General features: G+C 67.6%; 22 protein-coding genes and 1 tRNA gene. 17 read left to right on the plus strand and 6 right to left on the minus strand.

What is annotated here, in order from left to right; all coding sequences use genetic code 11:
• Positions 1 to 147: 147 nt before the first annotated feature.
• Positions 148 to 1,350, plus strand: a complete 1,203-nt coding sequence (locus ASF65_RS01560) for a M20 family metallopeptidase (protein WP_055884991.1) — start codon at positions 148 to 150, stop codon at positions 1,348 to 1,350.
• A 93-nt stretch (positions 1,351 to 1,443) separates the two neighbouring features.
• Here ASF65_RS01560 and ASF65_RS01565 read toward each other — a convergent pair whose 3' ends face one another.
• The 4 genes from ASF65_RS01565 to ASF65_RS01580 form a co-directional block, all read right to left on the minus strand.
• Complete coding sequence (locus tag ASF65_RS01565; protein WP_082505100.1) at positions 1,444 to 2,694, minus strand: MFS transporter; 1,251 nt, start codon at positions 2,692 to 2,694, stop codon at positions 1,444 to 1,446.
• A gap of 154 nt (positions 2,695 to 2,848) precedes the next feature.
• Positions 2,849 to 4,228: an aspartate aminotransferase family protein gene (locus ASF65_RS01570; protein WP_055884116.1), complete on the minus strand. Its 1,380-nt coding sequence runs from the start codon at positions 4,226 to 4,228 to the stop codon at positions 2,849 to 2,851.
• 28 nt (positions 4,229 to 4,256) lie between these two features.
• A complete protein-coding gene (locus tag ASF65_RS01575; RefSeq protein ID WP_055884119.1) occupies positions 4,257 to 5,750 on the minus strand; it encodes an NAD-dependent succinate-semialdehyde dehydrogenase in 1,494 nt (497 codons plus the stop codon).
• A 91-nt stretch (positions 5,751 to 5,841) separates the two neighbouring features.
• Positions 5,842 to 6,360: an Lrp/AsnC family transcriptional regulator gene (locus ASF65_RS01580; protein WP_055884122.1), complete on the minus strand. Its 519-nt coding sequence runs from the start codon at positions 6,358 to 6,360 to the stop codon at positions 5,842 to 5,844.
• A gap of 83 nt (positions 6,361 to 6,443) precedes the next feature.
• Between ASF65_RS01580 and ASF65_RS01585 the strand changes: the two genes are divergently transcribed.
• The 11 genes from ASF65_RS01585 to ASF65_RS01635 all read left to right on the plus strand — a co-directional run bounded on the left by ASF65_RS01585 (position 6,444) and on the right by ASF65_RS01635 (position 16,902).
• Entirely contained in the window at positions 6,444 to 7,826 is a 1,383-nt protein-coding gene (locus ASF65_RS01585) for a PLP-dependent aminotransferase family protein (RefSeq protein WP_055884124.1), read from the plus strand.
• Positions 7,827 to 7,948: 122 nt separating this feature from the next.
• On the plus strand, positions 7,949 to 8,734 hold the full coding sequence (ehuA, locus tag ASF65_RS01590; RefSeq protein ID WP_055884127.1) for an ectoine/hydroxyectoine ABC transporter ATP-binding protein EhuA: 786 nt from the start codon (positions 7,949 to 7,951) through the stop codon (positions 8,732 to 8,734).
• Between the two features lie 26 nt (positions 8,735 to 8,760).
• Positions 8,761 to 9,606, plus strand: a complete 846-nt coding sequence (gene ehuB / locus ASF65_RS01595; protein ID WP_055884129.1) for an ectoine/hydroxyectoine ABC transporter substrate-binding protein EhuB — start codon at positions 8,761 to 8,763, stop codon at positions 9,604 to 9,606.
• Between the two features lie 62 nt (positions 9,607 to 9,668).
• Positions 9,669 to 10,328, plus strand: coding sequence for an ectoine/hydroxyectoine ABC transporter permease subunit EhuC (ehuC, locus tag ASF65_RS01600; RefSeq protein ID WP_055884132.1), 660 nt, complete (start codon positions 9,669 to 9,671; stop codon positions 10,326 to 10,328).
• Entirely contained in the window at positions 10,328 to 11,023 is a 696-nt protein-coding gene (ehuD, locus tag ASF65_RS01605) for an ectoine/hydroxyectoine ABC transporter permease subunit EhuD (RefSeq protein WP_055884136.1), read from the plus strand. The genes ehuC and ehuD overlap by 1 nt, the downstream gene beginning before the upstream one ends.
• A complete protein-coding gene (gene eutA / locus ASF65_RS01610; protein ID WP_055884138.1) occupies positions 11,020 to 11,793 on the plus strand; it encodes an ectoine utilization protein EutA in 774 nt (257 codons plus the stop codon). The genes ehuD and eutA overlap by 4 nt, the downstream gene beginning before the upstream one ends.
• Positions 11,794 to 11,797: 4 nt before the next feature.
• Positions 11,798 to 12,778 carry a hydroxyectoine utilization dehydratase EutB gene (gene eutB, locus ASF65_RS01615; RefSeq protein ID WP_055884141.1) on the plus strand — a complete coding sequence of 327 codons (981 nt, stop codon included), beginning with the start codon at positions 11,798 to 11,800 and terminating at the stop codon, positions 12,776 to 12,778.
• Positions 12,778 to 13,770: an ectoine utilization protein EutC gene (eutC, locus tag ASF65_RS01620; protein ID WP_055884145.1), complete on the plus strand. Its 993-nt coding sequence runs from the start codon at positions 12,778 to 12,780 to the stop codon at positions 13,768 to 13,770. Before eutB ends, eutC begins: the two co-directional genes overlap by 1 nt.
• Positions 13,771 to 13,793: 23 nt before the next feature.
• On the plus strand, positions 13,794 to 14,975 hold the full coding sequence (doeA, locus tag ASF65_RS01625) for an ectoine hydrolase DoeA (RefSeq protein WP_055884148.1): 1,182 nt from the start codon (positions 13,794 to 13,796) through the stop codon (positions 14,973 to 14,975).
• Positions 14,976 to 14,979: 4 nt separating this feature from the next.
• The gene (gene doeB / locus ASF65_RS01630) at positions 14,980 to 15,981 is read left to right on the plus strand and encodes a N(2)-acetyl-L-2,4-diaminobutanoate deacetylase DoeB (RefSeq protein WP_055884151.1); all 1,002 of its coding nucleotides are present in this window, start codon (positions 14,980 to 14,982) and stop codon (positions 15,979 to 15,981) included.
• A gap of 3 nt (positions 15,982 to 15,984) precedes the next feature.
• Positions 15,985 to 16,902: a DMT family transporter gene (locus tag ASF65_RS01635; protein WP_200939989.1), complete on the plus strand. Its 918-nt coding sequence runs from the start codon at positions 15,985 to 15,987 to the stop codon at positions 16,900 to 16,902.
• A gap of 259 nt (positions 16,903 to 17,161) precedes the next feature.
• Here ASF65_RS01635 and ASF65_RS01640 read toward each other — a convergent pair.
• Positions 17,162 to 17,251, minus strand: a tRNA-Ser gene (locus ASF65_RS01640).
• Between the two features lie 212 nt (positions 17,252 to 17,463).
• On the opposite strand from ASF65_RS01640, the gene ASF65_RS01645 reads away from it, so the two are divergent.
• The 5 genes from ASF65_RS01645 (at position 17,464) to ASF65_RS01665 (ending at position 23,216) form a co-directional block, all read left to right on the plus strand.
• Entirely contained in the window at positions 17,464 to 19,050 is a 1,587-nt protein-coding gene (locus ASF65_RS01645) for a LysM peptidoglycan-binding domain-containing protein (protein WP_055884154.1), read from the plus strand.
• A 177-nt stretch (positions 19,051 to 19,227) separates the two neighbouring features.
• Entirely contained in the window at positions 19,228 to 21,078 is a 1,851-nt protein-coding gene (locus ASF65_RS01650; protein WP_055884158.1) for an ABC transporter ATP-binding protein/permease, read from the plus strand.
• 90 nt (positions 21,079 to 21,168) lie between these two features.
• Complete coding sequence (locus ASF65_RS01655) at positions 21,169 to 21,867, plus strand: phosphatidylserine decarboxylase (protein WP_055884161.1); 699 nt, start codon at positions 21,169 to 21,171, stop codon at positions 21,865 to 21,867.
• Positions 21,868 to 21,871: 4 nt separating this feature from the next.
• Positions 21,872 to 22,648, plus strand: coding sequence for a CDP-diacylglycerol--serine O-phosphatidyltransferase (gene pssA, locus ASF65_RS01660; protein ID WP_055884164.1), 777 nt, complete (start codon positions 21,872 to 21,874; stop codon positions 22,646 to 22,648).
• Between the two features lie 13 nt (positions 22,649 to 22,661).
• Positions 22,662 to 23,216 (plus strand): pyridoxamine 5'-phosphate oxidase family protein, encoded by a 555-nt coding sequence (locus tag ASF65_RS01665; RefSeq protein ID WP_055884167.1) that lies wholly within the window; start codon positions 22,662 to 22,664, stop codon positions 23,214 to 23,216.
• A gap of 6 nt (positions 23,217 to 23,222) precedes the next feature.
• Here the strand turns inward: ASF65_RS01665 and ASF65_RS01670 are convergent, their stop codons facing one another.
• The gene (locus ASF65_RS01670) at positions 23,223 to 23,963 is read right to left on the minus strand and encodes an SDR family NAD(P)-dependent oxidoreductase (RefSeq protein WP_055884169.1); all 741 of its coding nucleotides are present in this window, start codon (positions 23,961 to 23,963) and stop codon (positions 23,223 to 23,225) included.
• Between the last annotated feature and the right edge of the window lie 30 nt (positions 23,964 to 23,993).

Consider the following 23,993-nt stretch of genomic DNA (forward strand, 5'->3'; position numbering starts at 1 on the left):
CCGCCCTCCCAATGCCGATCGCGACCGACGTCGCAGGTCGGCTTGCCGCATGAGATGGGCTGCCGTCACGGCTGGAGGCGGAGAGAGATTGTTCGACCCGTGCCATCAAGGGGCCTATAGGAACGGCGCGAGAGAATGGGAGCCGCGATGACCCTGCCCAACAGCCCAGGCGCGAAGATCGAAGCCATCATCCGCGCGGCCGAGCCCGATCTCGTCGCCATTCGGCGCGACCTCCATGCCCATCCCGAGATCGGGTTCGCGGTCGAGCGAACCGCGGGCGTCGTTGCCGACCGCCTGCGGGCGATCGGCCTCCAGCCGCAGGAGGGCGTGGGGCGGACGGGCGTGACCGCGCGGATCGACACGGGCCGGCCGGGTCCGCATCTTCTCCTGCGCGCCGACATGGACGCGCTGCCCATCGTCGAGGCGACAGGCCTTCCGTTCGCCAGCCAGGAGGAGGGCAAGATGCACGCGTGCGGGCATGACCTCCACACTGCGACGCTTCTCGGGGCGGCCGAAGCGCTTCATCGGCTGCGGGACGAATTTGCGGGCACCATCACCCTGATGTTCCAGCCCGCCGAGGAAACGCCCGACAGCGGCGCGGCGGCGATGATCGCCGACGGCGTTCTTGATGGCGTCGACATGGCCATCGGTTTTCACAACTATCCCGAAGACGAGGTCGGCTGCTTCACGTTCGTTCCGGGTCTCGCGAACGGCTCGGCGGACGACTTCGAGATCGAGATCCGCGGCCAGTCCGGCCACGCGGCCCGGCCTCAGGCCGCCTGCGACCCGATCGTGGCGGCCGCGACGCTGGTGCTTCAGCTTCAGACCATCGTCTCGCGCGAGGTCGACCCGATGCACCCCGCCGTGCTGACCGTCGGTGCGATCGAGGGTGGCCAGACGCACAACATCATTCCGGACTCCTGCCGTCTCATGGGCACGGTCCGCACCCAGCATCGCGAGAACCGCGACCTGATCGAAGCCGCCATCGAGCGCCTCTGCGAAGGCATCGAGCGTTCGATGCGGGTGACGTGCCGCTTCGAGATGGCGCGCGGCGTGCCCTCGCTGACCAACGATCCGAAGCTGATCAAGGCCGCCGCGGAGGCGATCGGCGACCACTACGGTCGCCCCATCGAGCCGCGTCCGGCCTCGCTCGGCGCCGAGGACTTCGCGCTGATCGGCGAGCGCGTGCCGGCCTTCCAGCTCGGCATCGGATCTGCCACGCCGGGGCGCGATGATCGCCTGCACAACTCCGACTACCAGCCGGACGAGCGCTCGATCGCCATCGGCGCCGTCGGTCTTTCGCTGACGGCGCTCCGGCTCCTGGCGCCGCGGTCGCAAGAAGCGGCCTGACCGGACGGCCAGCCGGCCGACGTCGGATCGTTCGCGCGTCGCCCGCAGCTTCAGTTTGCCGGGGGGCCGCTTGCTGCTTCGGCACGTCCGGTCTCAACGCGAAGTGGCTGGTTCTGGCGGGACGATCTGGTGACGGAAGGCGAGGAAGAGGGCGAGGGCGATGAAGGCCACGCCGCCACCCACGAGGTGCGACAGCCCGTAGCCGCCCTTCGTCACCAGCCAACCCGCCACGACGTTGGAAAGCGACGCACCGACCCCCTGGACCGTCATGACCGCCGCGAACCCGACATTGAAGCGTCCGCTGCCTTTGAGGATGCGCTCGACGGCGACGGGCGTGACGATGCCGAGAAGACCCGCCCCGATGCCGTCCAGCGCCTGGATCGGATAGATCGTCCAGAAGCCGTCCAGTGTCCCGGCGATGAAGCCGCGCAGCGGCAGGGCCAGAAGGCCGATCAGGAAGACCGTCGAGAGGCCGATGCGCCGGATGAGGAACGGGGTGACGGCCGCGACGCCGATCATCGCAAGCTGCGCGACGCCGGTGATGATCGCAGTCGTCCGGAACGGCGTTCCCAGATCGATCGCGAACTGTTGCGCGATCAGTCGGCCCATCGGCGCGTTGCCGAAGTGGAAGATGAGAAGGATCAGCGCGAGAAGGATGAGCCCCCGGCTCTTGAGAAGGACGCCAAAACCCGACGCGTCCTCCTTCGTCGCATTTTCATCGAGGCCTCGGGCCACCTTGTGGTCGATCCGGTTCGGATCGATCGATGCGACGGCGGCCAGCGCGCCGAAGGCGGTCGCCACCAGGAGCCAGACGATACCCTGCTGTCCGAAGACCGTGACGATCAGGAACACGCCGAAGAGCGAAGCGAAGTTGCCGGCATGGTTCCAGAACTCGTTGCGCGCGATCTGAGCCGAGAACATCCGCTCACCCACGAGACCGAGCGTGAGCCCCGCGAGCGCCGGGCCGACCACCGCACCGACGACGGCGGTCAGGATCTGCCCGCCCCAGACGAAAGGAGCGCTCGGCACGAGGAGGGTGACGAGCGCTGCCGCGGTGACCACGACGACGGGGATGGCGATGAGGGCCCGTTTCCAAGTCGAACCATCGACGAGCGCCCCGCACAGCGGGGTCGCCAGAAGGCCGATCAGGCCGCCGATCGTGGCAATCCAGCCGAGGGTGAGGGTGGACCATCCCTGCGAGGCGAGGAACGCGTCGAGGAACGGACCGAGACCGTCTCGCGCATCGGCGAGGAAGAAGTTCAGAACGGCAAGACCGACCAGCGATCGGTCCGAGACAAGGCGAGGGTTCCCGGTCGGGGACCCCGCTGCAGTTGCTACCGTCATCACGACCCCTTCACGCGCGATTGATTAGCCGCCAATGAATGTCGCGTGAGGTGTCTGAGTTCCGAATGATCTGAAGGAACGCCGGCCGCTTGGGTTCGTCGCCGGCGGTCTCACCTATCGGCGCGCGGTCTGCGACTTCGCAGCCGGAGACGATCTACAACTCCGCCATCACTGCTCTGACCGCGTCGGCGGTCTTCTCCACGATCGTGTCGGCCTCCTCGGTGGTGAGGCAGAAAGGCGGCGCGAAGCCGAGGATGTCGCCCTCCGGCATGGCACGCGCGATCACGCCGCGCTCCAGAAGCGCCGCCGAGACGCGTGGCCCGACTTTCGCGGAAGGGTCGAAGAACCGCCGGTCGTCGCGGTCGGCGACGAACTCGACCGCGGCGAGCAGCCCTTCGCCTCTCACCTCGCCGACGTTGCGATGGTCTGCGAGCGCGTCCGAAAGGTTCGATCGAAGACGCGCGCCGACCTCGCGGACGTTCGCCAGCAGATCGAGCTGATCGATGAGTTCGAGATTGGCCACCCCGGCGGCGGCACACAGCGGGTGGGCCGAGTAGGTCCAACCGTGGCCGATGGGCCCGAGTTCGTCGGATCCCTGCACGAGGACGTTCCAGAGCGTCTCCGAGACGATCGTCCCGGACAGGGGCGCGTAGGCGGAGGTCAGGCCTTTGGCGATGGTGATGAGGTCCGGCTTCATGCCGTAGTGGTCGGAGCCGAACATCGTGCCGAGGCGTCCGAAGCCCGTGACGACCTCGTCGGCGATCAGCATCACGTCGTAGCGCGCGAGCACCGCCTGGATCTTCTCCCAGTACCCGGCCGGCGGGGGCACGATGCCTCCCGTACCGAGCACCGGCTCGCCGATCATCGCGGCGACCGTCTCGGGACCCTCGGCAAGGATGGTCTCTTCCAGCCGGTCGGCGCAGAACTGGGAGAACTGCTCCTCGCTCATGGAGCGGTCGGGACGTCGGAAGTAGTACGGCGCTTCCGTATGGAGGATCGGGGCACGCGGCAGGTCGAACGCGTTGTGGAAGAGCTTCAGGCCGGTCAGCGACCCGGTCATGATGCCCGAGCCGTGATAGCCGCGCCAGCGCGAGATGATCTTCTTCTTCTCCGGCCGGCCGAGGATGTTGTTGGCGTACCAGACGAGCTTGATGTTGGTTTCGTTGGCGTCCGAGCCGGACAGGCCGAAGTAGACGCGGCTCATGCCCGCCGGGGCCCGGTCGACGATCATCTTGGCCAGCCGGATCGAAGGCTCCGAACCGTGCCCGACATAGGCATGGTAGTAGGGGAGCTTGCGGGCCTGATCGGCGATGGCCTCCGCGATCTCCTCGCGGCCGTAGCCGACATTGACGCAGTAGAGGCCGGCAAAGGCGTCGAGGCTTTCGCGCCCGTTGTGATCGACGATGGTGCAGCCCTTCGCCCCGGTGATGACGCGCGTCGGCGTCTCGCCGCGCGCATGCATGCCCATGTGGGTCGAAGGGTGGAAGAAGTGGTCGCGGTCGAAGGCGTTGAGGTCGTTGGAATGGTCGAGCATCGCGGCTCTCCTTGAAGGGGGAAGGGGGTCAGCCGCGGTCGAGGCAGACGTAATGAATGTCCGTGAAGGCTTCGAGGCCATGGCGCGAGCCCTCGCGCCCAAGGCCCGACTGTTTGGTGCCGCCGAACGGGATCGGGGCGCCGGTGATCTTCACCCGGTTCACGGCGATCATGCCGTAGTCGAGCGCGGCGCTCACGCGTGACGCGCGGGCCCCGTCGCGCGTGACGAGATAGGCGACGAGGCCGTATTCGGTGTCGTTGGCGCGGGCGACGACCTCCGCTTCCGTGTCGAACGGTGCGAGCGCCGCCACCGGCCCGAAGGTCTCCTCGCGCATGATCGCGGCATCGGGCGGCACGTCGGCCAGAACCGTCGGCAGGAAGAAGAGCGGACCCGCCGGATGGCGTCCGCCGCCGCACAGGAGACGCGCGCCCTTCGCCAGCGCGTCGGCAACGTGCGCCTCGCACTTGGCGATGGCCCGCTCGTGCATCAGCGGTCCGATTTCCGCCCCCTCGCAGAGCCCCGGTGCCACGGTGAGCGCTTTCGCCCGCTCCGTGAAGGCGGCCGCGAAGACGTCGCAGGCCGGACGCTCGACGAAGATGCGGTTGGCGGCGAGGCAATCCTGGCCGGACGTCGCGAACTTCGCGGCGATGGCGATCTCGACGGCCTTCAACGGGTCGGCGTCGGCGAAGACGAGCAGGGGCGCGTGGCCGCCGAGTTCCATGACGAGGCGTTTGACCGTCGGCGCACATTGGGCGGCGATCAGTCGGCCGACCTCGGTCGACCCGGTAAAGCTCAAGGCTCGCACGCGCGGATCTTCGCACAGTCGGCCGACGATGGTGGAGGCGTCACCCGTCACCACGTTGAACACGCCGGGCGCGAAGCCGGCACGGCTGGCAAGTTCGGCGAGTGCCAGCGCGGACAGGGGCGTATGGGCAGAGGGGTGGGCGACGGTCGTGCAGCCGGCGGCGAGCGCCGCAGCCGCCTTGCGTGTCAGCATCGCGGACGGGAAGTTCCACGGCGTGACGAGCCCGGCGACCCCGACCGGTCGGCGAGTGAGGCGCATGTCCGCGCCCGGCAAATGCGACGCCACGCCCTCGATGCTCACGCGCTTGGCTTCTTCCGCATAGAAGGCGACGAAGGACGCGGCGTAGTCGATCTCGCCTCGCGCCTCGGCGAGCGGCTTGCCCTGTTCGAGGGTCATCAGCAGGGCAAGGTCCTCCCGCGCGGCGACGATCGCCGCGTGCCAGCGCATCAGGATGGCGGAGCGCTCCTGCGGCAGCAGCCCGGCCCAGGCGGGAAAGGCGGCATGCGCGGCGTCGACGGCCCGGGTGGTGTCGTCGGCCCCGAGCGACGCGACGTCGGCAAGGTGTCTTCCGTCCGCGGGAGCGGTGACGCTGAAGCGTTGCCGTGCGGCGCCCTCGATCCAGCGCCCACCGACGAAGGCCTCCTGTCGCGGGAGACGGGGATCGGCGAGGCGGCCGAGCGCCTCTCCGGTGATGGTGCGTGCCAGATGGGCGTTCATCGCGGGCCTCCCTCGGATGCGCTCCGAGCCTATGGCGAGGCTGCCGGAGGATCGGTCCGAAGGAGGTAGGCTGAGGAGAAGGCCCCTCTTTTTACGAAGCCGGCTGTGGAGACTTCCTCTCGGCCGCCGATCCCCCAGCGGCGAAGAGGTCTGCCGGCGGATCGATCCCGTCCTTGACGATTTTGGTCACGACATAGGTGAAATATCGCTGGATCCCGATCTCGCGCTCGAGCCACCCGTCGACCAGCCGCTGGTAGGCTTCGACATCTCTCGCCACGACTTTCAGGACGTAATCGACCCCGCCGCCCGTCGACCAGCAGGAGACGACCTCGGGTTCCCCGCGGATGGCGCGCTCGAACCGGTCGAAGTCCGCCTGCCGATGGCCGCCGAGCGTGATCTCGACGATCACCGTGGTGATCGGGGACACCAGCCGCCAATCGATCCGAGCGTGATAGCCGGCCACGATCCCCGCCTTCTCCATCCGTTTCAATCGCATCCAGCATGGCGTCGCGGACAGGCCGACGCGCTCGGCCAGCGCGGTCTTGGCGATCCGACCCTCGCGCTGGATCTCGGCCAGGATTCTGACGTCCGTTGCATCGAGCTGGTGCATGGGGTCCCGAAAAGTAGGCGTTGCGGACGCTGGCGGCGAAGCGTCCTCTTGTCGAATGTCATGATTTCAGGAAACGTGCATTCATGACAATGTGGTTCATCGATCAGGCCGCCCTGAAGCGTCCCGTCTACCTGTCGCTGGCCGATCAGATCAACCGGGCCATCACCGACGGACGGCTGGCGCATGGCACGCGGCTTCCGCCGCACCGGGTGCTCGCCGACAGCTTGCGCGTGTCCGTCCAGACCGTCAGTCGCGCCTATGAAGAGCTGATCCGCCGCGGGCTCCTGTCCGGCGAGACGGGGCGCGGCTCCTTCGTGCGGCGCGAGGAGCCGGTCGGGCAACTCCCCTACATCCCCGAGCGGCTGGGCGAGGTGATCGACCTTTCGATCCTGAAGCCGGTCTGCGAGACGATGCATCTCGACCGGATGAAGGCGGCGCTGGCCGACCTGTCGGTCGAGTTGCCCCCGAGCGTCGCCCTGTCGTTTCGCCCGAACGTCATCTTCCCGCGTCACCGCGCGGTGGCCGCGGACTGGCTGCGGCAGTGCGGTCTCGACGTGCCGCCGCAGAACATCTGCCTGACGAACGGTGCGACCGCCGGCATGACGATCGCCCTGATGAGCGTGGCGCAGACCGGCGGCGTCGTCGCGACCGAGGCGATCGGCCACCACACGCTGACGCCGCTCGCCGCCTATCTCGGCCTGAAGCTCGCCGCCGTCGAGATCGACGATGATGGAATCGTGCCGGAAGCGCTCGATGCTCTGTGCCGAACCGAGGGTGTGCGAGCCGTCTTCGTGCAGCCCTCCGGCATCAATCCGACGGCCGTCGTGATGAGCGCTGAGCGACGCGAGGCGATTGCGGCCGTGGCGCGACGCCATGATCTGGCGATCATCGAAAACGACGGGCTCGGTCCCTTGGTCGAGGATCGCCCTCCGCCCCTGGCTGCCTTCGCGCCCGAGCGAACCCTCTACGTGACGAGCTTCACCAAGATCGTCATGCCGGGCCTTCGCACCGGCTATCTCGCCGTGCCCGACCGGATGCTGGCGGCCGTGACCAACCGCCACCTCGTGACCAACTGGATCGCGACGCCCTTGATCGCCGAAATTGCGACGCGATGGGTGGCGGACGGGACGGCGATCGAACTCGTGCGCTGGCAACGGGGCGCCCTGCGACGGCGCCAGGCGGTGGCGGCCGAGATGCTGACCGGTATCCCTTATCGATCCCATGCCCAGGCGCTCCATGCCTGGATCCCGCTGGAGAGCCGGACGGCGGAAGACCTCTTCGTGGCGCAGGCCCGGCTGCGAGGCGTCGCCGTGGCGCCCGGGCGTTCGTTTCAGACCGGCGCCTGCGAGCAGCCGGCGGTTCGTATCTCGCTCGGCTCGACGACCGAGGAGGAACTCCGCGCCGGCCTGCGCATCATGACCAACCTCATCCACAGCGATCCGGAGCCGTTGCTGCTCGCGATCTAGGCACGATTTGCTCGGGTGACCGGCACGGGCCGAAAAATTGTCATGAGATTATTTTCCAAATTGACATGATTTAGCGCGCTCGTCATCGTCGGGGTGTCAGACGGAACCCAGAAGGGGACGCCGTGCCCGCACCGATCATCCAACTGCAGGACGTGTCCAAGTGCTTCGGTGAGCTGACGGTGCTCGACAAGCTCTCGTTCGAGGTCGCGCCGGGCGAGAAACTGGCCCTGATCGGTCCGTCGGGTTCGGGAAAGACCACGATCCTGCGCCTCCTGATGACGCTGGAGACGCCGTCAGACGGACTGGTCCTGGTCGACGGCGAGCCGCTATTCCATCAGCGAAAGGGCGGCAGGCTGGTGCCGGCGGACGAGCGGCATCTCCACCGGATGCGCGGCAAGATCGGCATGGTCTTCCAGCACTTCAACCTGTTTCCGCACAAGTCCGTCTGCGAGAACGTCTGCCTCGCACCGGTTCTGACGCAAGGGGCCAAGCCCGCGGACGCCAAGCGCCACGCAATGGAGCTCCTCGACATGGTGGGCCTGTCGGCGAAGGCCGATGCCATGCCCGCGCAGCTTTCCGGCGGCCAGAAGCAGCGGGTGGCGATCGCCCGCGCGCTGGCCCTCAGCCCGAAGATCATGCTGTTCGACGAGGTCACCTCGGCGCTCGATCCCGAGCTGGTCGAGGAGGTGCTGAACGTCATGCACATGCTCGCCCGCGAGACCGACATGACCATGCTGCTCGTCACCCACGAGATGGGCTTTGCCCACGACTTCGCCGATCGCGTCCTGTTCTTCGACCGGGGCCGGATCGTCGAGGAGGGCGCGCCGCGAGACATCTTCAAGAACCCCCGGCAGGAGCGAACGCAGGCTTTCCTGCGCAAGGTCGTCGCAGCCGGTCATCGCGTCTGAAACCACGTCACAAGAGGGAACATTCCATGCGCTTCGATCGCCTCGCCCGTCCCCTGCTGCTCGGCGCATCGCTGAGTCTCGCCCTCGGTGCCGCCTCGGCTTCGGCTGCCGACCTGGAGGCGTTGAAGGAACAGGGCTTCGCCCGCATCGCCATCGGCAACGAGCCGCCCTTTACCGCGGTCAAGGCCGACGGCACGGTGTCGGGTGCCGCGCCCGACGTCGCGCGTGCCGTCTTCAAGCGGCTGGGCGTTCCCGATGTCGTCGCCTCGATCTCCGAGTATGGCGCAATGATCCCCGGCCTTCAGGCTCGTCGTTTCGACGCGGTCACCGCTGGTCTCTTCATGAAGCCGGAGCGCTGCAGCGCGGTCAGCTACTCTGAGCCGATCCTGTGCGATGCCGAGGCCTTCGCGCTGAAGGCCGGCAATCCGCTGAAGCTGACGAGCTACAAGGACGTCGCCGACAATCCGAACGCCAAGATCGGCGCACCGGGCGGCGGCACCGAGGAGCGACTGGCGCTCGAAGCCGGCGTGCCGCGCGACCGTGTCATCGTGGTGCCCGATACGCAGAGCGGCATCACCATGCTTCAGCAGGGCCGCATCGACGTCTACTCGCTTCCTGTCCTGTCGATCAACGCGGCGGTGAAGACGGCGAACGATCCGCAGATCGAGGTCGTGGCTCCGGTGAAGGGTGCGCCGGTCTATTGCGACGGCGCTGCCTTCCGCAAGCAGGACACGGCGCTGCGCGACGCCTTCGACAAGGAACTGGCCGCGATCAAGGCGTCCGGCGAGTTCGCAAAGATCATCGAGCCCTACGGCTTCTCGGCGGCCGCCGCGATGTCGACCACGCGCGAGAAGCTGTGCGCCGCGCAGTGAGCTGACGAACGGACGGGCGGCGGGGCAGGGGCTCCGCCGCCGCCGATGGCGGCAAGGCGATCATGGATATCTGGCTCGGCTATCTCAGGCTCATCCTCGACGGTGCCCTCGTCACGGTGCAACTCACCGTCTACGGCTGCGCCTTCGCGCTGGTCATGGCGTTTCTCGCCGGGCTCGGACGGGCGTCCGCCATCGCACCGGTGAAGTGGCTGTCGGTCGCCTATATCGAGTTCTTCCGCGGCACCTCGATCTTCGTCCAGCTGTTCTGGGCCTACTACGTCCTGCCGCTGATGGGGTTGGAACTCTCGCCCATGCAGGCGGGCGTCCTGGCGCTCGGCCTCAACGTCGGCGCCTACGGCGCGGAGGTCGTGCGCAGTGCCGTGCAGGCGATCGGACGCGAGCAGCGCGAGGCCTGCGTCGCCCTCAACCTCACGCGCGCCCAGTCTCTGCGTCACGTGATCCTGCCGCAGGCGGTCGTGATCATGCTGCCGACGTTCGGCAACAACGCGATCGAGCTCCTCAAGGCGACGGCGATCGTCTCCCTCGTGTCGCTCGCCGACATGACCTTCCAGGCGCAGGTCGTGCGCTCGCAGACGGGATCGACGGCCTTTCCGTTCCTGACGATTCTCGTCCTCTACTTCCTGATGTCGTCGGTCATCACGCTTTTCGTGCGCGCGATGGAACGCCGCATGTCTCGCGGCTTCGAAGGGACTCGCGCCTGATGGAGTGGGACTGGGAGTTCGTCAGGCAGATCCTGCCGCAGCTCATCGACGGGGCAAGGATCACGATCCTCGCGACCGTGCTCGGCTTCGCCTTCGCCGCCCTGTTCGGCCTGCTGATCGCCATCCTCAGGCGTTCGCAGAATCGCGCTCTGTCGTGGCCGACAGCGGCTTTCGCCGAGTTCGTGCGCGGCACGCCGCTTCTCGTGCAGCTCTACTTTCTCTTCTACATTCTGCCCGACCTCGGGCTGACCCTGTCGCCGCTGACGGCCGGCGTGATCGGCCTCGGCATCCACTACGGAACGTACACGGCCGAGGTGTACCGCGCCGGCATCGACAACGTCGCGCGCGGTCAGTGGGAAGCGGCCAAGGCCTGCAATCTCACCGCCGCTCAGACTTGGCGGCACATCGTTCTGCCGCAGGCAATCAAGCCCATGGTTCCGGCTCTCGCCAACTACTTCATCGCCATGTTCAAGGAGACGCCGCTCCTGTCGGCCATCACCGTCCTCGAATTGATGAACCAGGCGCGTTCCATTGCGAACTACAACTACCGCTACATCGAGCCGATCACGATGGTGGGCGCGTTCTTCCTCGTCATCAGCCTCGTTTCCGTCGTCGTCATCCGCCTGATGCAGCGACACTGGGGTCGGCTCAGCCGCATCGGCTCAGCCCGGCGCGACAGCGTGATGCCGTCATGATTCCGTCGCTCCTGTCCCTGCCGCTCGTGTTCGACGCGCGGGCGATCGAGAAGCGGATCGGGCTGATCCTGCTCTCGACCGACCATTCGACGGAAGCGGACTTCGCTCGCCTCGTCGCCGGGCCGCGGATCGGCCTGTTCGCGACACGCGTCGAATATGCCAACCCGGTGACGCCCGAGAATCTGCGTCGCATGGAGCCCCGCCTTGGGGCCGCGGCGGCGCTGCTTCTGCCGGACGAACCGCTGGATGCTATTCTCTTCTCATGTACCTCCGCCTCCGTCGCAATCGGTGATGCGGCGGTGGAGGCGGCGATCGCGGCCGCCAAGCCCGGCGTGCCCATCGTGACGCCGCCGGGCGCGGCGGTTCGTGCCCTCGCGCAATTCGGGGCGCGGCGCATCAGTCTCCTGACGCCCTACACGGTCGAGACGACGGCCGGTATGGCCGACTACTTCGAAGCCCGCGGCTTCGACCTCGCCTCCGTCACCTGCCTGGGGCTCGAGGACGACCGCGAAATGGCCCGGATCGCTCCGGCCTCGCTCGTCGAAGCGGCGGTCGCGGCGACCGATCCTCAGGCCGAAGCGCTCTTCGTATCCTGCACTGCCCTACGCTCGGCCCTGATCGCCGCGGACGTCGAGGCGCGGATCGGCCGGCCTGTCGTCACCAGCAACCAGGCCACCGCCTGGGCCTGCCTCGGTCTTTGCGGCGTCGCGCCGGCGACGGGGCTGAACGCCGGTCGCCTGTTCGACCTGCCCTTTCGACCGGGGGCCTGATCCGATGTCCGTCATGCCCCTTGCCGAGATCCAGCTGGCCGCCTCGCGAATCCGTCCGGCCGTGGTGCGAACAGCGCTCGAACCCTCGCCGAGCCTTTCGCGCCTTGCGGGCGTGCCGGTTCATCTGAAGATGGAGCATCGCCAGCGTACCGGCGCCTTCAAGCTGCGTGGGGCGGCCAACGCCATCCTCTCGCTGCCGCCGGGCACGCGGGGCGTCGTTGCGGCCTCGACCGGCAATCATGGACGCGCGCTCGCCCATGCCGCGCGCGCGGCGGGCCTCGCCTGCACCATCTGCCTGTCGCGTCTCGTGCCCGCCAACAAGATCGTAGCCATCGAAGCTCTCGGCGCCCGCGTCCACATACAAGGTGCCGGTCAGGACGACGCGCAGCGCGAGGCGGATCGCCTGGCTGCCGAGGAAGGGTTCGTCGGCGTTCCCCCCTTCGATCATCCCGCCATCGTCGCGGGACAGGGGACGATCGGGCTCGAGATCGTCGAGGATCTGCCGGATGTCGAAACCGTCCTCGTGCCCTTGTCGGGCGGCGGACTGATGGCCGGCGTGGCCGCGGCGGTGAAGGCGCTCTCGCCACGGACCCGGATCGTCGGCGTCTCCATGGAGCGCGGGGCCGCGATGGCCGCGAGCCTCCAGGCGGGTCGCCCGATCGAGGTGGAGGAACGTTCGACGCTGGCCGACTCCCTCGGCGGCGGCATCGGCCTTTCCAACCGCTGGACCTTCGAGGCAACCCGGCAACTGGTGGACGAGGTGGTGCTGGTGACCGAGGCCGAGATCGCCGCCGGCATCCGCCAAATCTACCGGGAAGAACGGGAGGTCGTGGAGGGAGCGGCGGCCGTCGGGGTCTCCGCACTTCTGTCCGGCCGTGTCCGGCCTCTGGGAGCGACCGTCGCGCTTCTGTCCGGTCGTAACATCGACCCGACCCTTCATCTTCGGGTCCTGAACGGTGCGGATTCGCTGGAGGACCGGACCTGATGCCAACGATCCGCATCCTCACCGAGGCCGACCTTCGCACACTCGTGCCGCTCGATCTTGCGGCCGTCGCCTGCGTCGAAGGCGCCTTCGCCGCGCTCGCGACGAAGCCCGTCGTCATGCCGCCGATCCTGCGCCTCGACATTCCCGAGCATCGCGGCGAGGTGGACGTGAAGACCGCCTACGTGCCGGGCCTTTCGGGGTTCGCGATCAAGATCAGCCCCGGCTTCTTCGACAATCCGAAGCTCGGTCTTCCGAGTCTCAACGGGATGATGGTGCTGTTGTCCGCCCACACGGGGCTCGTATCGGCACTGCTCCTCGACAACGGCTATCTCACGGAGGTGCGCACGGCCGCGGCGGGTGCGATCGCCGCCCGGCACCTCGCGCGCCAGGACGCCAGCATCGCCGCGATCGTCGGCGCGGGCACGCAGGCGCGGCTGCAGTTGAAGGCGCTTACCCTTGTGCGGCCGGTCCGCGAGGCGCGAATCTGTGCCCGTGATCGGGCAAAGGCTGCTCAGGTCGCGGCCGATCTGACCACTGAGCTGGGCATAGTCGTGTCGTCGGCCACCGAAGTGCGCGAAGCGGTTCTCGGGGCCCATATCGTCGTCACCACCACGCCGGCCGAGAGCCCGATCCTGCTTGCCGACTGGATCGGTCCCGGTACCCACGTCACCGCCATGGGCTCGGACGCCGAGCACAAGAACGAGATCGACCCGGCGCTGGTCGCCCGTGCCGAGCCCTACGTCGCCGATCGCCTGTCGCAGACGCGTCAGCTTGGCGAGCTGCACCACGCGATCGCGGCCGGCTTGGTCGCCGAAGCACAGGACTTCGCCGAACTCGGCGCCGTCATCGCCGGCCGCGCGCCCGGCCGCGCCTCGGCGGATGCGATCACGCTCTGCGACCTCACCGGCACGGGCGTTCAGGATACCGCCATCGCGACGCTCGCCGCCGAACGCGCGGCAGAAGCCGGCGCCGGCACCCCTTTCACCACCTGATCCACCATCCGGGAGACATTTTCATGAGCGGACCCGCTCTCAACTTCACGCGCGAGGAGTACGCCGCGCGCCTCGCCAAGACACGGGCTGCCATGCAGGCGAAGGGCGTCGAGCTGCTCTTCGTCTCCGACCCGTCCAACATGGCCTGGCTGACGGGATACGACGGCTGGAGCTTCTACGTGCACCAGGGCGTTCTGGTCGGTCCCGAGGGGGAGCCGGTCTGGTGGGGCCGCGCGATGGACGGCCACGGCGCGCGCCGCACCGCCTATCTCGCCGAACCCAACATCGTCGGCTATCCCGACCACTTCGTTCAGTCCACCGAACGCCATCCGATGGACCACCTCTCCGGCGTCATCGCCGAGCGTGGGTGGGACCAGCTCTCGATCGGCGTCGAGATGGACAATTACTGGTTCTCGGCAGCCGCCTTCGCCTCGCTCCAGCGGCATCTGCCGAACGCTCGGTTCCAGGATGCGACGGCGCTCGTCAACTGGCAGCGTGCGATCAAGAGCCCGACCGAGCTCGGCTACATGCGCATTGCCGGACAAATCGTGACGAAGATGCACGAGCGGATCTTCGACAAGATCGAGCCGGGGATGCGCAAGTGCGACCTCGTGGCCGAGATCTACGACGCCGGCATCCGCGGCACGGGCGAGCACGGCGGCGATTATCCCGCCATCGTGCCGATGCTGCCCTCGGGTGCCGATGCCGTCGCGCCGCACCTGACCTGGGACGACAAGCCGATGCGCGCGGGCGAGGGTACGTTTTTCGAGATCGCCGGCGCCTACAAGCGCTACCATTGCCCGCTCTCGCGCACCGTCTTCCTCGGGCAGCCGACGCAGGCCTTTCTCGACGCCGAGAAGGCGACGCTGGAGGGCATGGAAGCCGGCCTCGAAGCCGCCCGTCCCGGCAACACCTGCGAGGACATCGCGCTTGCGTACTTCGCCGTCCTGAAGAAGCACGGCATCGTCAAGGACAGCCGCACCGGCTACCCGATCGGCCTGTCCTATCCGCCGGACTGGGGCGAGCGGACCATGAGCCTGCGCCCCGGCGACAGGACCGAACTGAAGCCCGGCATGACCTTCCACTTCATGACCGCGCTCTGGGCGGAGAACATGGGACTGGAGATCACCGAGACGCTGGCGATCACCGACACGGGCTACGAGCTTCTGGCCGACGTGCCGCGCAAACTCCTGGTCAAGGGCTGAGAGCATGACCGCGACCCTCAGGCCATCACCGATCGCGGCGACGATCGCCTTCGACGAGGATGGCGTCCGGCACGGCTTCCTGCGCCTGCCCTATAGCCGGGACGATTCCGCCTGGGGGTCGGTCATGATCCCGATCACGGTCGCGAAGAACGGGGAGGGGCCGACCGCGCTCCTCACCGGCGGCAACCACGGCGACGAGTACGAGGGGCCGATCGCGCTCTTCGACCTCGCGCGCAACTTGAGGAGGGAGGAGGTCTCGGGCCGCGTCATCGTCGTGCCGGCCATGAACTACCCCGCCTTCCGCGCCGGCACGCGGACCTCGCCGATCGACAAGGGCAACCTCAACCGAGCCTTTCCCGGCAGCCCCGATGGCACGGTCACGCAGAAGATCGCCGACTATTTTCAGCGGACCCTCTTGCCGATGGCCGACATCGTGCTCGATTTCCATTCGGGCGGGCGAACGCTAGATTTCGTGCCCTTCGCGGCCACCCACATCCTGCCTGACAAGCGGCAGGAGGCGGCGAGCTTTGCGGCCGTCGCGGCCTTCGGTGCTCCGTTCTCCATGCGCATGCTCGAGATCGACGCGGTCGGCATGTACGACACGGCGGCGGAGGAGATGGGCAAGGTCTTCGTCACCACTGAGCTTGGCGGCGGCGGCACGGCGACGGCTCTGACCGCCGGCATCGCCAAGCGCGGCGTCGCGAATGTCCTGCGCCACGCGGGCATCCTTCGCGGCGCGGTGGAGGCCGCCGAGACCCGCTGGCTCGACATGCCGTCCGGCGACTGCTTCACCTTCGCCGAGGACGAGGGTCTGATCGAGCCGCTGGTGGACCTCGGACAACCAGTGCGTCGCGGCGACGTCCTCGCGCGGGTTCATCCCGTCGGGCGCACGGGCTCGGAGCCCATCGCCTTCCGGGCGAGGCTCGACGGTATCCTCGCCGCGCGGCACTTCCCGGGGCTCGTGAAGGCGGGCGACTGCGTGGCCGTCGTCGGCGTGACGGACTAGTCGATGCCGACGCGCCCCGGTTCCCTGCCGAATGCCGCCGTGGAGATGCCAGGATCGCCACGCTCTGATCTCGTGGCGCGCATGGCACCGACCGTCTTTCTGCTGCTATGGGCGTCCGGTTTCGGGGTTGCGAAGATCGGCCTTCGTCACGCGGAGCCGCTGACGTTCCTGGCGCTGCGGTTCGGGTTGATCGTCGCGGTCTTCCTGCCGGTCTTCCTGATCGCTCGACCCCAGGTTCCCGACAGCGCCAAGGGCTGGCTGCACCTTGCCGTGGTCGGTTTCATGATCCAGTCGGTCTATTTCGGCCTCGCCTATCTCGGCATGAGTCTGGGTGTCTCCGCCGGCACTGCCGCTGTAATCGCCTCGCTCCAACCGCTCGTCGTCGCACTCGCCGCGCCGTTCGTTTCCAACGAGCGTGTCGCGCTTCGCCATTGGGCCGGATTTGCGCTCGGCGCCGCCGGCGCTCTTCTCGTGGTGACGGCGCGCGACGGGTTCGATGCATCGCTCGATACCGGTGTCTGGCTTTGCGTGGGGTCGGCCATCGGAATGGCCGGTGCGGTCCTCTACCAGCGCCGCTTTCCCGTCGCGGCGCACCCCGTCACCGTGAACCTCGTCCAATATGCCGTCGGGCTCGCCACGATCGCGCCGCTGGCGCTGTGGCTGGAGACGGGGACGGTGGACTGGACGCCCGAACTCGTCCTGTCGCTCGGCTGGCTGATCGTGGCCAACTCGATCGTGGCGGTTTCGCTGCTGATCTTCATGATCAAACGGAGCGAAGCGGCTCGCGTCTCCGCCCTGTTCTTCCTCGTCCCACCGATCGCTGCTCTCTTCGGCTGGCTGCTGCTCGATGAGGTCCTCGGTCTGCAAGCCTGCCTCGGCATCGCGCTCGCGTTGGTCGGCGTGCGATTGGCGACGAGGTAGAGCCCCCCGGCTTGCGATGTGACATCGCGGCCGGCGGTCGATGGGACAACCGGTGCGCGGACGCGAAACCGTCGCGGCCGCATGGATGGCGACGACGGAGCCAGGAGCAGCTCTCGCCGATAACCCGGAATAAGCGCGGCGATATGCCGATCCATGCCGTTCCTGAAGGCGCGAGACCGAACCAGCTGGCAACGAGGCTGACACGTTCCGGGCAGACGGCCGCAACATGAGGAGCTGGAACTGGTTGAGCACATGATGGTGGCGGAGAAGATGGGATTCGAACCCACGATACCGTTCCCGGTATACTCCCTTAGCAGGGGAGCGCCTTCGACCACTCGGCCACCTCTCCGACGCCGTTGGAAGTATCGGAAGCCCGGACAATGTTCAAGGGGCTAACGCCGCTCCGTGATGGGGCGTGTCATGGTTCGGCCGGTGCTGATTACCATACGGCAACGTCGGAGCCATCCTGTTCCAATTGCAGGACTAATCGCATTGTAGGGCGGCAGAACCCGCGATAGGTATGCCTGAACCGAACCTTGTCTTGAAAGGATGCGTGTCGCGATGATCAGACGCAAAGGGCCGATCTTGGCGGTCGCTGTGATCGCTGCTTTTGCCCTCGGCTGGTATCGCGGCCTGTTCGGCGTCGAATCCGTTCCGCAGACGGAGGCGCCGCGCCCGGCGATCCCCAATGGAGCGACGCCTAGCACGCCCGCGCCTCAGGCCTCGTCGACCGAAACAGGCGGCACACCAACCGCCCCGTCCGGCAACTCCTCGCAGGCCAGTTCCGAGACGGCCAGCGGAGCGGCACCGGCACCCGATCGCGCGGCGGGCGAGCCGGCGTCCGGCACGACGCCCCGGCCCGACGGTGCTGCGAGCGCCGTTTCACCTGCGGTGACGGCGCCGGGTTTCGATGTCGTGCGCGTCGAGCCGGACGGCTCAACGGTCGTGGCCGGCAAGGGCAAGGCGAACGAGGCCATCGCGCTGACTGATGGCACGCGTACGCTCAGTGAGGCCCGGACGGACGCCAACGGCGATTTCGTCATGTCGCTGTCATTGCCGCAGGGAAGCCACCGTCTCCAGCTCGCGCAACGCGACGACACGGTGTCGGACGATGCGGCCGTGGTGAACGTGCCGCCGACCGGAAAGCCGGGCGAGCTCCTCGTCATGATGCAGCGTCCGGGCGAAGCGAGCGAGATCATCCAGCGTCCGTCGGAGCAGGCCGCCGTGACCGCGACGCCCGGGGCTACCACGCCGGCAGCGAATGTGCCCGCCGATACCCAGAGGCCCGCGGACACCGTCGCGGCGACGGCGCCTACGTCTCCGGAACTCTCGAACGTCGCCGGCACGCCGGACATGGCATCGCCGCAGATCGGGGTCGATGCGGTGGAGATCGAGGGCGACCGCCTGTTCGTCGCCGGCTCGGCCAAGGAGCGCACGACCGTTCGCGTCTATCTCGACGACCAGCCGGTCGCCGAGGCGGCGAGCGGGGCCGGCGAGCGCTACATCGCCAGTGCCAGGGCCGACGTCGCGGTCGGCGAGCACACGATCCGCGTCGATGCTCTCGATGCGACGGGACGTGTCGTCAGCCGTGTGGAGGTGCCGTTCCAGCGGCCAGAAGGGAACGCGATGGCCGCTATCGCGGCGCCACCCCAGCCCGAAGGCGAGAACTCGGCTGCGCCAGGCTCGAGCGCCGCGGACGCTCCGGGCTCGCCGTCGTCCGACTTCGCGCCGGGCGGAATGGCGTCGATGCAGCCGGGCACGGCGTCCCCAGGCGGGACTGGTTCACTGAGCACGTCGTCTCCGCCTTCGGCTCCGTCGACGGCGCAGTCCCCAGCTTTGGTCGAGCCGCCCCGACAGGCCGGGGAGGCGATCCCTAGCGGCGGGCCATTACCGACCGACGATGCAACAAGCGGCTCGGAACCCCCGACGGTCCGTCAGGCTCCGCTGGAAGCCGCGGCGTCGCGCGTCATCATCCGGCGTGGCGATACGCTCTGGGGCATTTCGCGTGAGACCTACGGCCGCGGCAGTCGCTACACGGTGATCTATCTCGCCAACGGCGACCAGATCCGCAATCCCGACCGGATCTATCCCGGACAGGTGTTCCGCGTTCCCGAAGCCACGGCCACCGCCGAGCCGCCGCGCGGCTGACGCACTGTCACCGCCCGATCGCGGTCGCAACGGGGGCGACGGGGTGGTCCTGCGGGAAGAGGGGGGATAGAAGCGTTCCAAAACGGGGGGCCGCCGCCGGCCTGCCGCCCGTCGCGATGGAATGCTACGATCTTGTCCCAGACACATAAGCCCGCCGCCGCCGGCGAAGGTCGCGTCATGTGGCGCACGCTGAAGAGCCTCTGGCCCTACATGTGGCCGGAAGGGCGCCCCGACCTCAGAGCCCGCGTTGTCTGGGCGAGCTTCTACCTCGTGCTCGCCAAGCTTCTGACGGTTGGCATCCCGTACTTCTTCAAATGGGCGACCGATGCCCTCGACGGCAGCCACACGGCCCAGGAATGGTTGCCGCTTGTGCTCACCGGCGCAGTGACGCTGGTCGTCGCCTACAACGTCGCCCGTGTCGTGTCCGTCGCGCTCAACCAGCTGCGCGATTCGCTCTTTGCCAGTGTCGGGCAGCACGCGGTCCGCGTCCTCGCCTTCAAGACCTTCGTCCACATGCACCAGCTGTCGCTGCGCTTCCATCTGGAGCGGCGGACGGGCGGCTTGAGCCGCATCATCGAGCGCGGCACCAAGGGCATCGAGACGATCGTGCGCTTCACAATCCTCAACACGGTGCCGACGATCCTCGAATTCGCGCTGACGGCCGCGATCTTCGGCTTTGCCTACGGCTGGCGGTATCTCGTCGTGGTAGCCGTCACCGTGTTCGCCTACGGCTGGTTCACGATCAAGGCGAGCGACTGGCGCATCGCGATCCGCCGCGAGATGAACGACTCCGACACGGAAGCCAACACCAAGGCGATCGACTCGCTCCTGAACTTCGAGACGGTGAAGTATTTCGGGAACGAGACCATGGAAGCCGAGCGGTTCGACCGCTCCATGGCGCGCTACGAGAAGGCGGCGACGCAGACCTGGACCTCGCTCGGCTGGCTCAACTTCGGGCAGGGCGTCATCTTCTCCGCCGGCATGGGCGTGACGATGGTCATGTCGGCGCTGGAAGTGAGGGCCGGCACGCAGACGCTCGGCGATTTCGTGTTCATCAACGCGATGCTGATGCAGCTTTCGGTCCCGCTCAACTTCATCGGCTTCGTCTATCGCGAGATTCGACAGGGCCTCACCGACATGGAGGAGATGTTCCGTCTCCTGCGGATCCGCGAGGAGGTTCGCGACCGGGACGGCGCGCCGGATCTCGTGGTCGGTGCGGGGGCCATTCGCTTCGAGGACGTGCATTTCAGCTACGATCCCGAGCGCCCCATCCTGAAGGGGGTGAGCTTCGAGGTGCCGGCCGGCAAGTCGGTGGCGATCGTCGGCCCGTCGGGCGCCGGCAAGTCGACGATCTCGCGCCTTCTCTTCCGCTTCTACGACGTCCAGTCTGGTCGCATCACGATCGACGGCCAGGATATCGCTTCAGTGCGGCAGGCCAGCGTGCGCGCCGCGATCGGCATCGTCCCGCAGGACACGGTCCTCTTCAACGATACGATCGCCTACAACATCCGCTATGGCCGCACGGAAGCCGCCGAGGACGAGGTGAAGCAGGCTGCGGCGCTGGCGCAGGTCGCCCATTTCATCGAGGCGCTGCCGGATGGCTACGGCACGATGGTCGGCGAGCGTGGACTCAAGTTGTCGGGTGGCGAGAAGCAGCGCGTCGCCATCGCGCGCACGATCCTGAAAAGCCCGCCGATCCTTGTCCTCGACGAGGCGACGTCCGCGCTCGATACCCATACCGAACAGGAAATCCAGAGCGCGCTGCAGCTTGTGTCGCGCCAGCGCACGACGCTGACCATCGCCCACCGCCTGTCGACGATCATCGATGCCGATGAAATCATCGTGCTGCGTTCGGGCGTCATCGTAGAGCGCGGGTCGCACCGCGCACTTCTGGCGGCTGGCGGGCTCTACGCCGAGATGTGGACGATGCAGCGCGAGGCGAGCGAGGCGGAGGAGGCGCTGCGCCGCGCGCGCGAAGCGGACGCACTGGGCGTCATCGAGCGTCGACGCCCCGCAGGGGTCGAGTAGGTCGCGCCATGCGGCGTTGAGCCTCAAGAGGTTTGCCCCTATGTGTCGAGGCCTGCCGCATCTTCGGCGCTGATAAGGATTCCCGTCTCGATGGACATGATCGCCTCGATCCGAAACGTCTTCGTTCCGATCCATCGGGCCGGCTATCCGTTCATCGCCGGTTTCTTCGTCGCCTCCGTGCTGCTCGGCCTTCTTTGGGAGCCGCTGCTCTGGATCGGCTTTATCCTCACCGTCTGGTGCACCTACTTCTTCCGCGATCCGCCGCGCACGACGCCGGTCGGCGAGGACCTCGTCGTCAGCCCCGCGGATGGCAAGGTGTCGCTGGTCGGGCTGGTGCGTCCGCCGGCCGATCTCGGCCTCGGCGACGAGCCGCTGCTGCGCATCTCGATCTTCATGAACGTCTTCGACTGCCACGTGAACCGCGCGCCGGTCCGCGGGCGCATCGACCGGATCATCTACAAGGAAGGCCTGTTCAAGAACGCCGAGCTCGACAAGGCGAGCGAGGTCAACGAGCGCTCGGGAATGGTCATCGCCAACGCGCATGGCGAGGTCGGCGTGGTGCAGATTGCCGGCGCCGTCGCCCGCCGCATCGTCGTGTTCTCCCGCGCCGGCGAGCATCTGGAGACGGGTGAGCGCTTCGGCCTCATCCGTTTCGGCTCGCGCCTCGACATCTACCTGCCGGACGGTGCCGTGCCGCGTGTCGCCGAAGGGCAGAAGGCCGTCGCGGGCGAGACCGTGATCGCCGAATACGGTGCCGGCCACCCGGCCTGGACCTTCCGGCGGGATTGAGGCGATGGCCGAGCCGATCGCACCGCCGCCCGCTGCGTCCTCGCGCATCACCATCCGGCAGATCCTGCCGAACCTCGTCACGATCCTGTCGATCTGCGCCGGTGTGACCGGCATCCGCTTCGCCTTCGAGGGTCGCTTCGAACTCGCCGTCGGGCTGGTGCTGGGGGCGGCGTTCCTCGACGGCATCGACGGGCGCATCGCGCGTCTGGTGAACGGTCAGAGCCGGTTCGGCGCCGAGATGGACTCGCTCGCCGATATCGTCAATTTCGGCGTGGCACCGGCGCTTCTTCTCTACGCCTACACGCTGCACGATGTCGGCTCGTTCGGCTGGATCTGCGCGCTCCTCTACATCTCGGGCTGCGCGCTGCGCCTCGCCCGGTTCAACACGATGCTGGACGAGCCGAACAAGCCGGCCTGGAAGAGCGCCTACTTCACCGGTATCCCATCGCCGGCCGGGGCGGGCCTCGCGCTGTTTCCCGTCTACCTCGGGTTCACCTCGAACGTCGCCCTGCCGGACATCACGCCGGCGGCCGCAGCGATCTACCTCGTCGTCGTCGGCGTGCTGATGGCCAGCCACATCCCCACCTATTCCGGCAAGACGATCAGCATCCCGCTCCGCCGCGAATACGTCGCGCCCGCCGTGCTCGTCGTCGTCCTCTACATCGGCCTTCTTCTCAGCTTCTTCTGGGAAACGCTCACCTTCTCGGCGATCGCCTACTACGCAACCATCCCGTTCTCCATCCGCTCCTACCGCGCGCAAGCGCGTCGGACGAGCCTCTGAGGTCACCGGCAAGATGGCCAAGCAGTTTGAACGGATCGAGCCCGCACATCGCGCGATGATGGGCCGTCAGGCGATCTTCTTCGTCGGATCTTCGGCGGGCGACAGTCGCGTCAACATCTCGCCGCGCTCGACCACCCATTTCCATGTGCTGGGGGACCGGTCGGTTGCCTACCTCGACCTGACCGGCAGTAGCAGCGAGACAGCGGCGCATGCGAAAGCCGGCGGCCGGGCGACGGTGATGTTCTGCACCTTCGACGGCGCGCCGCAGATCCTGCGTCTGTATGGGCGCCCGCGGATCGATTTCCGTGGCTCTGAGGCGTATGCGGCCTTTCTGGCCGATCACTACCCGCAGGGTGAGCCGGTTGGGGCGCGACAGGTCGTGACGATCGATCTCGACCTCGTCCAGACCTCGTGCGGCTTTGCCGTTCCGCTGTTCGAGCACGTCGGCGAGCGACCCGTCCTCGACCGCTGGGCCGAGGCGAAGGGCGAGGAGGGGCTCGTCGCCTATCGCCGCGAGAAGAACACGGTCAGCATCGACGGTCTGCCGACGGGCCTCGACGAGGCCTGACCCCGGTCAGTCCGGCATGTGATAGGTCATGAACCGGTTCTGTCTGACGTCGAACAGCCGGCCGGTCTCGGTGCAGGACGGATAGGCGAGCGGCAGGATGCGCGCAGCGACGTCGGACGGCGTCGGCAGCGTGTCCGGGTCCTCGCCGGGCATCGCAAGCGCCCGCATCGCCGTGCGCGTGCCACCGGGGTTCACCAGATTGACGCGGAGCGCGAGATTCTGCGTCTCGGCGGCCCAAGAGCGGCCGAGCGCTTCGAGCGCCGCCTTGGTGGCTGCGTACAGCCCCCAATACGCCTTGCAGGAATGCGCCGCCCCCGACGACAGGAGGATCGCGCGCCCGGCATCGGATGCGCGCAGCAGCGGATCGACAGTGCGGATCAGGCGCCAGGCCGATGTGACGTTGATGGCCATCGTGCGGTCGAAGGTCTTCGCCTCGATGTGGCCGATGGGACTGAGCGTGCCGAGAGCTCCAGCGTTGACGACGAGAACGTCGAGCTTGCCCCAACGCTCGTGGATTGCGGCCCCTAGCCGGTCGACACGCGCACCGTCGGTCAAGTCGAGCGGCACCAGAGTTGCGGAGCCTCCGGCCTTCTGGATTTCGTCGTCGAGTTCTTCGAGGCCGCCGACCGTGCGCGCGACGGCGACCACGTGGGCACCTTCGGCGGCGAGCTGTTTGGCCAGATGATAACCGATACCGCGCGAGGCACCGGAAACGAGCGCGACGCGCCCTTCGAGCTGACCGGACATGCTGGGAACTCCTGACGCTGGAACGAGGCG

The organism is Aureimonas sp. Leaf324, from assembly GCF_001423245.1.
Lineage (GTDB): Bacteria > Pseudomonadota > Alphaproteobacteria > Rhizobiales > Rhizobiaceae > Aureimonas.

Excerpts from the sequence above, each read along its gene's own strand:
- doeA (WP_055884148.1), top strand. The coding sequence starts at position 13,794 with ATGAGCGGACCCGCTCTCAACTTCACGCGCGAGGAGTACGCCGCGCGC.
- ASF65_RS01565 (WP_082505100.1), bottom strand. The coding sequence starts at position 2,694 with ATGACGGTAGCAACTGCAGCGGGGTCCCCGACCGGGAACCCTCGCCTT.
- ehuC (WP_055884132.1), top strand. The coding sequence starts at position 9,669 with ATGGATATCTGGCTCGGCTATCTCAGGCTCATCCTCGACGGTGCCCTC.
- ASF65_RS01570 (WP_055884116.1), bottom strand. The coding sequence starts at position 4,228 with ATGCTCGACCATTCCAACGACCTCAACGCCTTCGACCGCGACCACTTC.
- pssA (WP_055884164.1), top strand. The coding sequence starts at position 21,872 with ATGGCCGAGCCGATCGCACCGCCGCCCGCTGCGTCCTCGCGCATCACC.
- ASF65_RS01665 (WP_055884167.1), top strand. The coding sequence starts at position 22,662 with ATGGCCAAGCAGTTTGAACGGATCGAGCCCGCACATCGCGCGATGATG.
- eutC (WP_055884145.1), top strand. The coding sequence starts at position 12,778 with ATGCCAACGATCCGCATCCTCACCGAGGCCGACCTTCGCACACTCGTG.
- ASF65_RS01585 (WP_055884124.1), top strand. The coding sequence starts at position 6,444 with ATGACAATGTGGTTCATCGATCAGGCCGCCCTGAAGCGTCCCGTCTAC.
- ehuD (WP_055884136.1), top strand. The coding sequence starts at position 10,328 with ATGGAGTGGGACTGGGAGTTCGTCAGGCAGATCCTGCCGCAGCTCATC.
- ASF65_RS01575 (WP_055884119.1), bottom strand. The coding sequence starts at position 5,750 with ATGAACGCCCATCTGGCACGCACCATCACCGGAGAGGCGCTCGGCCGC.
- ehuB (WP_055884129.1), top strand. The coding sequence starts at position 8,761 with ATGCGCTTCGATCGCCTCGCCCGTCCCCTGCTGCTCGGCGCATCGCTG.
- ASF65_RS01635 (WP_200939989.1), top strand. The coding sequence starts at position 15,985 with ATGCCGACGCGCCCCGGTTCCCTGCCGAATGCCGCCGTGGAGATGCCA.
- eutB (WP_055884141.1), top strand. The coding sequence starts at position 11,798 with ATGTCCGTCATGCCCCTTGCCGAGATCCAGCTGGCCGCCTCGCGAATC.
- ASF65_RS01580 (WP_055884122.1), bottom strand. The coding sequence starts at position 6,360 with ATGCACCAGCTCGATGCAACGGACGTCAGAATCCTGGCCGAGATCCAG.
- ASF65_RS01645 (WP_055884154.1), top strand. The coding sequence starts at position 17,464 with ATGATCAGACGCAAAGGGCCGATCTTGGCGGTCGCTGTGATCGCTGCT.
- ASF65_RS01650 (WP_055884158.1), top strand. The coding sequence starts at position 19,228 with ATGTGGCGCACGCTGAAGAGCCTCTGGCCCTACATGTGGCCGGAAGGG.
- ASF65_RS01560 (WP_055884991.1), top strand. The coding sequence starts at position 148 with ATGACCCTGCCCAACAGCCCAGGCGCGAAGATCGAAGCCATCATCCGC.
- eutA (WP_055884138.1), top strand. The coding sequence starts at position 11,020 with ATGATTCCGTCGCTCCTGTCCCTGCCGCTCGTGTTCGACGCGCGGGCG.
- ASF65_RS01670 (WP_055884169.1), bottom strand. The coding sequence starts at position 23,963 with ATGTCCGGTCAGCTCGAAGGGCGCGTCGCGCTCGTTTCCGGTGCCTCG.
- ASF65_RS01655 (WP_055884161.1), top strand. The coding sequence starts at position 21,169 with ATGGACATGATCGCCTCGATCCGAAACGTCTTCGTTCCGATCCATCGG.
- doeB (WP_055884151.1), top strand. The coding sequence starts at position 14,980 with ATGACCGCGACCCTCAGGCCATCACCGATCGCGGCGACGATCGCCTTC.